Origin of the sequence: Blastococcus sp. KM273129 (assembly GCF_021698995.1) — a bacterium.
GTDB lineage: Bacteria > Actinomycetota > Actinomycetes > Mycobacteriales > Geodermatophilaceae > Blastococcus.
In genome coordinates this window covers 1-9638 of sequence record NZ_SSXB01000111.1, presented here as the reverse complement: position 1 = coordinate 9638, position 9638 = coordinate 1, and the positions used below count along the sequence as shown (strand labels likewise).

Here is a 9638-nt window from a genome sequence, read left to right as displayed (position 1 = left end):
CGACGCCGTGGGCGTGCCGGGTGCGCAGCTGCGCGAGGTCTCGGTCGAGGACGTCGTCCCCAACCCCAAGCAGCCGCGCCAGGTCTTCGACGACGAGGCCCTGGAGGAGCTGACGCACAGCGTCAAGGAGTTCGGCCTGCTCCAGCCGATCGTCGTCCGGGAGGCCGAGGCCGGGCGCTACGAGCTCATCATGGGCGAGCGGCGGCTGCGTGCCGCCCGCGCCGCGGGACTGGGGACCGTGCCGGCGATCGTCCGGGACACCACCGACGACGCCATGCTGCGCGACGCCCTCCTGGAGAACATCCACCGCGTCCAGCTGAACCCGTTGGAGGAGGCCGCTGCCTACCAGCAGCTGCTCGAGGAGTTCGGGGCCACCCACGAGGAGCTCGCGCAGCGGATCGGTCGCAGCCGTTCGCAGGTCACCAACACCATCCGGCTGATGAAGCTGCCGGTGAAGGTGCAGACCCGCGTCGCCGCCGGCGTCATCTCCGCCGGGCACGCCCGCGCACTGCTCGGCCTGCAGGACCCGGTCGCCCAGGACGCCCTGGCCACCCGCATCGTCGCCGAGGGGCTGTCGGTGCGCGCCACCGAGGAGGCCGTCGCCCTGGCCGCCGCGGAGGAGCCCGCGGCCAAGCGGCGGACGCGGCGCATCTCCGCGCCCGGCGTCGAGGAGCTGGGCTCCCGGCTCTCGGACATGTTCGAGACGAAGGTGAAGATCCAGATCGGCCGCTCGAAGGGGAAGATCGTCGTCGAATTCGGCTCGGTGGACGACCTGCAGCGCATCATCGGCGTCATGGCTCCGGACATCACCGGCCGCCGACCCGAGGTCTGACCCCTAGCCGATACGAAGGCCCCTTCCGTCACTGACGGAAGGGGCCTTCGTATCGGCTCTCGCGGAGGTCGGCCTAGCCGGGGTTCCCGGCCCGCCGGGCGAGCAGCCGGCCCAGCACGGTGCCGAGGTCGTACCCGGCCGCCTCGACGGCCATGGGGAACATCGAGGTCTCGGTGAGCCCCGGGGAGACGTTGACCTCGAGGAAGTGCACCTCCCCGTCGGGCGTGATGATCGCGTCGGTGCGGGACAGGTCGGCCAGGCCCAGGACCTCGTGCACCCGGACGGCGACCTCGGCGGCGCGGGCGGCGACGTCGTCCGGGATGCGCGCGGGCGCATGGTATTCGGTGAGACCAGGCGAGTAGCGGGAGCTGTAGTCGAAGACGCCGGACTCCGGCTCGATCTCGACGGCGGGCAGCGCGACCGGCCCCTCGCCCAGGTCGATGACGGCCAGGGCCACCTCGACCCCCTCCACGTAGCGCTCGACCATCACGGTGTCGCCGTACGCGAAGCAGCTCACCATGGCCGCGGGGAGGTCCTCGACGCGGCTGACCTTCTGCACGCCGAGGGCGGACCCACCCGACGCCGGCTTCACCATGAGCGGCAGGCCCAGGCGGGCGACCATGAGGTCCAGCACCGCGCCGGCGCCCAGCTCGCGGAAGGTGCTGTGCGGCAGCGCGACCCAGTCGGGTGTGGTCAGGCCGGCGGTGCGGACCACGGATTTCGCGGCCGGCTTGTCCCAGGCGAGCCGGCACGCCGCCGCCGGTGAGCCGACGTAGGGGACCCCGGCCAGGTCGAGGACGGCGCGGAGGGCGCCGTCCTCACCGGTTGCGCCGTGCAGGGCGATGAAGACGGCGTCGGCCGGCGCCGCGGCGAGCCCCGGCAGCAGGTCGGCGTCGGCGTCCCGCAGCTCGGCGTCCACACCGGCGCGGGTGAGCTCCTCGACCACCTGGGTGCCCGAGGAGAGGCTGACCTCCCGCTCGAAGGTCAGCCCGCCGGCGAGGACGACGGCGCGCAGCGGGTGGCGCTCCTCGGCCGCGGCGGGCTCTGCGGTGGGCGCGGTCTCGCTCATCGGCCGTCCTCGTACGTGTCGCTGTTCGCCGGACCGACCATCGACTCGGCGTCGTGGCCGGACCCGGGGCGGATCGCCCGGAAGGTGCCGGTGTCGACCTTGTCGAACGTGGAGTGCAGGTCCAGCTCCGCCTCCACGACGCGGGAGAGGCGGCGGACGCCCTCGCGGATCTGGTCGGGCTCGGGGTAGCAGTACGACAGCCGCATGTACTCCTGGCCGCTGCCGTCGGCGTAGAAGCCGATCCCCGGCACGTAGGCGACGTGGGCTCCGACCGCCCGTGGCTGCATGAGCTTGGCGTCCAGCCCGTCGGGGAGCTTCAGCCACACGTAGAAGCCGCCGTCCGGACGGGTCCAGGTGGTGCCCGCCGGCATCAGGGCGGCAAGGGACTCCAGCGTGGCGTCGCGGCGCTCGCGGTAGAGCTCGGTGAACAGCTTGATCTGCTCCCGCCAGGGCTGGGTGTCCAGGTACCGGGCGACGGCGTACTGCGTCAGCGACGGCGGGCAGAGCACCTGCGCCTCGGTGGCCAGGACGAGCTTCTCGCGGACGGCGAGGGGGGCGAGCACCCAGCCCACCCGCAGGCCCGGCGAGAAGGTCTTGGAGAACGAGCCGAGGTAGATGACCCGCCGGGAGTCGCGGGCGCGCAGGGCGCGCATGGGCTCCCGGTCGAAGCCGAGCAGGCCGTAGGGGTTGTCCTCGATGACGAGCAGGTCCCAGCGCTCGGCGATCGCCATGATCGCCTCACGGCGCGGCTCGGAGAGGGTGACACCGGCCGGGTTGTGGAAGTTCGGCACCGTGTAGAGGAACTTCACCCGGTCGCCGGCGGCGCGGCAGGCGACGAGCGCCTCCTCGAGCGCCTCCGGGATCAGCCCGTCGTCGTCCATGGCGACGTGCCGGACCCGCGCCTCGGCGGACTGGAAGACGCCCAGCGCGCCGACGTAGGACGGCGCCTCGGCGAGGATGACGTCGCCGGGGTCGACGAAGACGCGGGTGACCAGGTCCAGCCCCTGCTGCGAGCCGACGGTCACGACGACCTCGCTGGGCGAGGCGTCGGTGATCCCCTCGAGGGCCATGACGTCGCAGATCCGCTCGCGCAGCCGCGGGTCGCCCTGACCCGAGCCGTACTGCAGCGTCTGCGCGCCCATCCCGGAGACGAGGTCGCCGATCATGGAGCCGACGGCGTCCAGCGGCAGCGCGGTCACGGCCGGCATGCCACCGGCCAGGGAGACGACCTCGGGCCGGCTGACGACGGAGAACAGCGCCCGGATCTCCGAGGTCTTCATCCCGTGGGTGCGTGCTGCGTAGCGGTCGGCCAGCGGGTCGAGCCGCGGATGACGCGGCGCGGGGTGGGGGTGCGCACCCGGGTGCGCCCCCTGCTGTCCGGGACCGGCAGGCGAGCCGGGCGGGGAGGTGGCCACCCCAGGAGTGTAGGCGCGGTGGGATGGCCGCCCGGTGGGACCACCGGTGACGGGTGGACCGTTCGGCGGGGCCGGTGGCCGGGCGCGTGGGCTCTGCGGCTACGCCCTCCCGGGGAGCAGGAAGGTCCCGGTGGCCGGGTCCGCCTCGGCCGGCAGGTAGAGCCGCTGGACGGCGGCGAGGACACCGTGGGCGATGGCGCTGCGGACGCGGGCGTCCAGCAGCAGCAGCCGGTCCACCGGGTGGGAGAGGTAGCCGCAGTCGACGCGGACGGCGGGCATCCGGGTCATGCGCAGCAGGTCCCACGTCTTCGGGTGCGACCCGAGGTCGAGCAGGCCGGTGCGGGCCACGATCTCCCGGCGCACCAGGTTGGCGAACTGCTCGCCGACGGTGGAGGAGGCGCCGGAGCCGGTCCCGTAGTAGTAGCTGGCGACCCCCCGGGCGTGCTCGGAGCGGTGCGCGTCCAGGTGCAGCGAGATGAAGAGGTCGCCCCGGGCGTCGTTGGCGAACGCGGTGCGCTCGGCGTGCGCCGGCCCCTGCCCGCGACCGCGGGTGAGGTAGACGGTGGCGCCCGCGGCCGCCAGCCGGCCCTCGATGCGGGAGGCGAGGTCGAACACCAGGTCGGCCTCGGTGGTCTCCCCCACCGTGAAGCCGGTGTCCGGCCCGCCGTGGCCGGCGTCGACGACGATGCGCCGCCCGATCAGGTGCGGGCCGCTCTCGACGAAGGAGGCGCTCTGCCGCAGCAGCTGGGGGCGGCCGCCGGTGACCTTGCGGCCGAGCTGGCGCAGCGCGCGTAGCGTCGCGGGGCCGCAGGTGCCGTCGGAGGTCAGCCCGTAGTCGCGCTGGAACGCCCGCAGCCCCTGCTCGGTCTCCGGGCCCAGGATGCCGTCGGCCCGGCCGGCGTCGTAGCCCAGCTCGAGGAGACGCTCCTGGAGGCCGGTGACGTCGTCGCCGCGCATCGGCCGCTCGGGGTCGTAGCGGAGCAGCCGGTCCCCCAGCGACCAGCGGGCCTCGCTGAGCGCCCGGTAGGTCTCCTCGCCCACCCGGCCGTCGACCGAGAGGCCGCGGACCTGCTGGAAGTGGCGGACGGCGAGCTCGGTGCCGGCGTCGTACTCCGCCGACTCCAGGGCCGGGTCGGGACCGTCGGGGGATGCGGGGAGGAGGCCCAGGCTGCGGAGGGCGGCGTGCACGTCGGCCACGGCCGGCCCGCGGTCCCCCCGCCCCAAGGGCTGCATGCGGCTGTCGGTTCCCATCGTGCGCCGATTGTCGTCCCTGCCGGTGTCGTCGGCGCGCCCGGGGCGGCACCCCGCCCCCGGGAACGGCGGAGGCCCACCCGTCCGGTGGACGGGTGGGCCTCCGCGAGCACGCTCTGGTGCTCAGATGTAGTCGGCGAGGTCGCTCAGGATGGCGCCCTTGGGCTTGGCGCCGATGATGCTCTTCACCGGCTTGCCGCCCTGGAAGACCGTCATGGTCGGGATGGACATGACCTGGTAGTCACGGGCGATCTGCGGGTTCTCGTCGATGTTCAGCTTGGCGATGGTGAGCTTGTCGCCGTGCTCGGCGGCGATCTCCTCCAGCACCGGGGCGACCATCTTGCACGGACCGCACCACTCCGCCCAGAAGTCGACGAGCACGGGCTTGTCGCTGCCCAGCACGTCGGTGGCGAAGCTGGAATCGGTGACGGTCACGGTGTTGCCTGCCATGGTCGTTCTCCCTCTCGGTCGACTGGCTCGTTGCTGGCGCTGACGAGGTTGCCTGGCACGACAACCGGTCGCGTGGACCGGTTATGCCCGGCTGGGCGAGCCCGATGCGGGCTCAGCGCTCGTCGAAGGTCTCGGCGAGCCACCGCTCGGCGTCGATCGCGGCGGCGGCACCCGTGCCGGCCGACGTGATCGCCTGGCGGTAGATGTGGTCGACGACGTCACCGCAGGCGAAGACGCCGTCGATGTTGGTCCGGGTGGTCGGGTGGTCGACCTGGATGTAGCCCTCGTCGTCCAGCTTGAGCTGGCCGGCGAAGAGCTCGCTGCGCGGGTCGTGGCCGATGGCGACGAACATGCCGCTCACCGGCATGGTCTCGGTGGCACCGGTGGTGGTGTCGGTCAGCTCGACGGCGGAGACGGTGGTGTCGCCGAGGACGTCGGTGACCTGCTTGCCGAGGGCCCAGCGGATCTTCTCGTTGTCCTGCGCCCGCTTCTGCATGATCTTCGAGGCGCGGAGCTCCTCGCGCCGGTGGACGACGGTGACGCTCTTGGCGAACCGGGTGAGGAAGGTGGCCTCCTCCATCGCCGAGTCACCGCCGCCGACGACGACGATGTCCTGGTCGCGGAAGAAGAAGCCGTCGCAGGTGGCGCAGGCGGAGACGCCGCGGCCCAGCAGCCGCTGCTCGTTGTCCAGGCCGAGGTACCGGTACTTGGAGCCGGTGGCCACGATCACCGCGTGCGCGCGGTGCACCTGGTCGCCGACCTTGACGATCTTCGGCTCGGCGGTCAGGTCGACCTCGGTCACGTCCGACGGCACCAGCTCGGCGCCGAAGCGCTCGGCCTGGGTGCGCATGTCGTCCATGAGCTGGGGCCCCTGGATGCCCTCGGGGAACCCGGGGAAGTTCTCGACCTCGGTGGTCGTCATGAGCGCACCACCGAACTGCGAACCCTCGAACACCAGCGGGTGGAGGTTCGCCCGGGCGGCGTAGGTGGCGGCCGTGTACCCGGCGGGCCCCGAGCCGATGATGATGAGGTCGCGGACGCCGTCGTGCTCGGCGGGCGGGATCGCCGGCTGGGTCACCTCACCGGTGGTCACGGCGGGGCCAGGGGTCGGCTGGTCTGCAGTCACGGGCGGCACAACGACGATCCTAGGGGCGGCATTCCCCGTACGACCCGCCGGTGATCACCCTGGTCCGCCGTCAGCCGGCGGTGCTGATCTCCACCTCGGCGAGCTCCGCGGAGAAGCCGTCCGGGCTGTCGACCAGCCCGGTGAGCCAGACCAGGACGTAGCGCGCGGTGACGGTGTCGTCGAAGGGGAGCTCGGTGTGCTGCTCCAGCGTGCCGTTCGCGGCGACGGCGAAGTCGTCCAGCGCCCCGTCCGCGGTGTCGGCGGTGCGGATCTCGACGGTGGCGCCGGGGAGCGCCGTCTGGACGGTCACCCCGGTGAGGTCCTGGGGGGAGCCGAGGTCGTAGACGACGCCCACGCCGGGCTTGAGGTTCCCGAACGCCGGGGAGCCCCGGTAGGTGAGCGTGGGCCAGCTGGTGGCCGGGTCGCCGTCGTAGGACAGCGGGACGTCGTCGTCGTTCTCGGGCGCGCCGTCGCCGAACGGGTCGTACACCTGCGCCCCCGCGATGGCGGCCGCCGACCCGGGCTCGCCGGCCGGCTCCTCGCCCGCGCCGCCCTCGGCGCCCGGGGCGCTGGTGGCCGGCGGGGTGGAGCCGTCGATGTCCTCGTCCACGGCGTCGGTCACCGACAGGACGCTGGACCCGATCCACCAGGCGAGCGCGATCACCACGAGCAGGGCCAGCAGCGGCAGCGCGACGACCACCAGCCGGTGCTTCCGGGCGTCGTCCTCGTCGTCCTCGTCGAGGTCCGCGGGGTCGGCGTACCGGCCGGCGGGGGTCGACCCGCCGGCGTGCAGCACCCCGAACGGCTCCTCCTCACCGGCAGGTGGGGCCGGCGGGAGCGCCGGGCCGGCGGCGATGGTGTCGTGGGGTGAGCGGGCGACGGGGGCGGGCTCGTCGTCGCCCCCGGGCCGCACCGGCGGCACGGGCGGCAGCGTGCCGGGCTCCAGCCGCACGGGTGCGGCGGCCTCGGCCCGGCGGTCCCGCCCGCGGCGGCGTCGGCCGCCCTCGGCGTCCTCCCCGCGGTGCGGCGGCAGCGGCGGGGTGGGCCCGGTCCGCGGCCGCTCCGCGAGCAGCGACGCCATCGCGGCCACGCTGGACAGCCCCTGGCCGGGTTCGGTGGAGCGGGCCCGGCGGGCCAGGGCCACCAGGTCGGAGGGGCCGGTGGCGGTCCGGGCGCCGGGGCCCACGCCGGTGAGGCAGGCCTCCAGCAGCTCGCCGAGCGCGGTGATGTCGCCGTGCACGGTGCCCGACGCCGCCGGCACCGCCCGCAGGCCGACCAGCCCGTTGGGCCGGAGGACGACGTTCTCCAGCGTCAGGCCGCCGACGGCCAGGCCCACGCGGTGCGCCTCGGCGACGCCCTCCGCGAGCCGGCGCAGGACCAGTCGCACGTCGCGCTCGGGCATGGGGCCGGAGCGGAGCCGCTCGGCCAGGGTCTCCCCGTCGATCCACTCGTTGACGACGTAGGCGGCGCCGCCCGGGGCCTGCGGGTCACCGCTGCCCTCCGAGGCGTCGTAGACCATCGCCAGCGCGGGGGTGGCCAGCCCGCCGGCGGTGAGCGCGCGGGTGATCCAGGCGTGCGCGGCGGGGCCGGCCGGCACGTGCACGCGGATGGCGACGTCGCGGTTGAGGACGCGGTCCTTGGCCCGCCAGCTCTGGATGACGCCGGTCGGGGTGGTCTCGTCGGGCCCGATCTGGTCGAGCGGTCGGTAGCGGTCGGGCAGTCCGGTGGTCGTGGACGCCATCGACACTGTCGACTCCCTGTGCTGCTCCGGCCGCCGAGGCGGACGCTCCGGCACGGTCGGCTCCCCCGCCCGGCCCTCGGTCACCTGCGCCCCAGCCGGGCCCGCAGCGCAGCGACGGGCTCCCGGACCTCCGGAACGCGGGCCACCACCAGACCGGTCAGTGCGACGCCGCCGATGACCAAGGTACCGATGAGGACTTCGGCGAGCGAGCCTGCCGTCGACCGTTCGCCCAGGTCGCCGGTCACGATCCGGACAAGACCGCCGGCCAGGCCGGCGACGACCGCGACGGCCGTGATCCGGGCCACCGGGCCCAGGGTAACGCCGGTCTGCAGCCCGCCGAGCCGCCGGCGCAGCGCGAGGTCGCCGATGACCCAGCCGGCCACGTAGGTGAGCCCGGTGGCGACCATCAGCCCGGCCACCACGAGGTCCGGGTCGACCACCGCGGGGACGAGCAGCAGCAGCGGCACCCGGACGGCGACCATGCCGATCTGGATGAGGGTGGGCGTGCGGGCGTCCTTCATCGCGTAGAACACCCGCAGCTGCAGCAGGGTGACCGCCATCGGGAGCAGGCCGAACGCGCCGGCGGCCAGCGCGGTGCCGATGGCCGCGGCCTCGTCGGCCGAGGTGTTGCCCCAGGCGAAGACGAGGACGCCCAGGGGCGGGCCCAGGACGGTCAGCGCGGCGGTGACCGGCAGCAGCCCGAGCGCCGAGAGACGGGTGCCCAGGGAGAGGTCCTGGACCACACCCGGCACGTCGGAGCGCGCGGCGGCGCGGCTCATGCGGGGGACGAGCGCGGTGAGCAGCGCGACGCCGATGATGCCGTAGGGCATCTGGAACAGCAGTTGCGCGTACCCGAACGCCGCCGAGCCCAGGCCGCCCTCCCGGCCGGCCTCGTTGGCCACCCGGAGGGCGACCAGCACGCCGACCTGGCTCACGGCCACGTAGGCGATCACCCACAGGCCGAGGGTGCCGGCCTCGCGCAGCCCGGTGTCGCGCAGACCCCAGCGGGGCCGCAGCGGGACGCCGGCCCGGCGCATCAGCGGCAGCAGCACCGCCGCCTGCACCGCGATGCCCAGCACCGTGCCCGCGCCGAGCAGCCACACCAGGCCGGCGGGGATGGTGGAGGGCTCCAGCGCGCCCGGACCGCTGGCGGCCAGGAACACCAGGCCGGTGGCGATGACGACGACGTTGTTCAGGACCGGTGCCCACGCCGGTGGGCCGAAGACGCCGCGGGAGTTCAGCACGGCCTGGGCGAACGCGCCGAGCCCGTAGAAGACGATCTCGACCAGCAGGATCCGGGCCAGCCAGTTGGCCAGCCGGTACTGGTCGGGGTCCTCGTCGAGCCCGTAGAGCGAGGTCAGCAGCGGTGCCGCGAGCACGGCCAGCGCCGTCATGACGAGCAGGCCGCTCAGCGCGATCGTCGCCAGCCGTTGCGCGTAGGCGGTCCCCCCGTCCCGGTCGCGCTCCTGCGCGTGCACCAGCAGCGGCACGATCACCGACGTGAGCACGCCGCCGAGCAGCAGCTCGTAGACGATGTTCGGCAGCGTGTTCGCGGTGTTGTAGGCGTCGGCGACCAGGCCGACGCCGAGGGCCGCGGCCAGGACGATCGTGCGCAGCAGGCCGGTGATCCGGGAGACCAGCGTCGCGACCGCCATGGTGCCGGCCGCGGACGACACCCAGGTCTTCCCCATGCCGGTGCTGCCGCCGGTGCCGCGCGCCGACCAGGAGACCGACGAGGACGTCGAGCGGCGGGA

Annotated in this window: 8 protein-coding genes; 1 reads left to right on the top strand and 7 read right to left on the bottom strand. The window is 74.2% G+C overall.

Annotated elements, in window-relative coordinates:
- On the top strand, positions 1–832 hold an 832-nt coding region (locus tag E9565_RS20385; protein WP_236836601.1), incomplete at its 5' end, for a ParB/RepB/Spo0J family partition protein.
- Positions 833–905: 73 nt separating this feature from the next.
- Here E9565_RS20385 and E9565_RS20380 read toward each other — a convergent pair.
- The 7 genes from E9565_RS20380 to murJ form a co-directional block, all read right to left on the bottom strand.
- Positions 906–1901 carry a D-alanine--D-alanine ligase gene (locus tag E9565_RS20380; RefSeq protein WP_236828600.1) on the bottom strand — a complete coding sequence of 332 codons (996 nt, stop codon included), beginning with the start codon at positions 1899–1901 and terminating at the stop codon, positions 906–908.
- On the bottom strand, positions 1898–3316 hold the full coding sequence (locus E9565_RS20375) for a PLP-dependent aminotransferase family protein (protein WP_236836600.1): 1419 nt from the start codon (positions 3314–3316) through the stop codon (positions 1898–1900). Before E9565_RS20375 ends, E9565_RS20380 begins: the two co-directional genes overlap by 4 nt.
- Before the next feature lie 99 nt (positions 3317–3415).
- Complete coding sequence (locus E9565_RS20370) at positions 3416–4567, bottom strand: N-acetylmuramoyl-L-alanine amidase (RefSeq protein WP_236836599.1); 1152 nt, start codon at positions 4565–4567, stop codon at positions 3416–3418.
- A gap of 123 nt (positions 4568–4690) precedes the next feature.
- Complete coding sequence (gene trxA / locus E9565_RS20365) at positions 4691–5017, bottom strand: thioredoxin (protein ID WP_236828597.1); 327 nt, start codon at positions 5015–5017, stop codon at positions 4691–4693.
- Between the two features lie 112 nt (positions 5018–5129).
- On the bottom strand, positions 5130–6110 hold the full coding sequence (trxB, locus tag E9565_RS20360) for a thioredoxin-disulfide reductase (RefSeq protein WP_236828596.1): 981 nt from the start codon (positions 6108–6110) through the stop codon (positions 5130–5132).
- Positions 6111–6213: 103 nt separating this feature from the next.
- Positions 6214–7884, bottom strand: a complete 1671-nt coding sequence (locus tag E9565_RS20355; protein ID WP_236836598.1) for a hypothetical protein — start codon at positions 7882–7884, stop codon at positions 6214–6216.
- An 80-nt stretch (positions 7885–7964) separates the two neighbouring features.
- Positions 7965–9539: a murein biosynthesis integral membrane protein MurJ gene (gene murJ, locus E9565_RS20350; protein WP_236836597.1), complete on the bottom strand. Its 1575-nt coding sequence runs from the start codon at positions 9537–9539 to the stop codon at positions 7965–7967.
- Between the last annotated feature and the right edge of the window lie 99 nt (positions 9540–9638).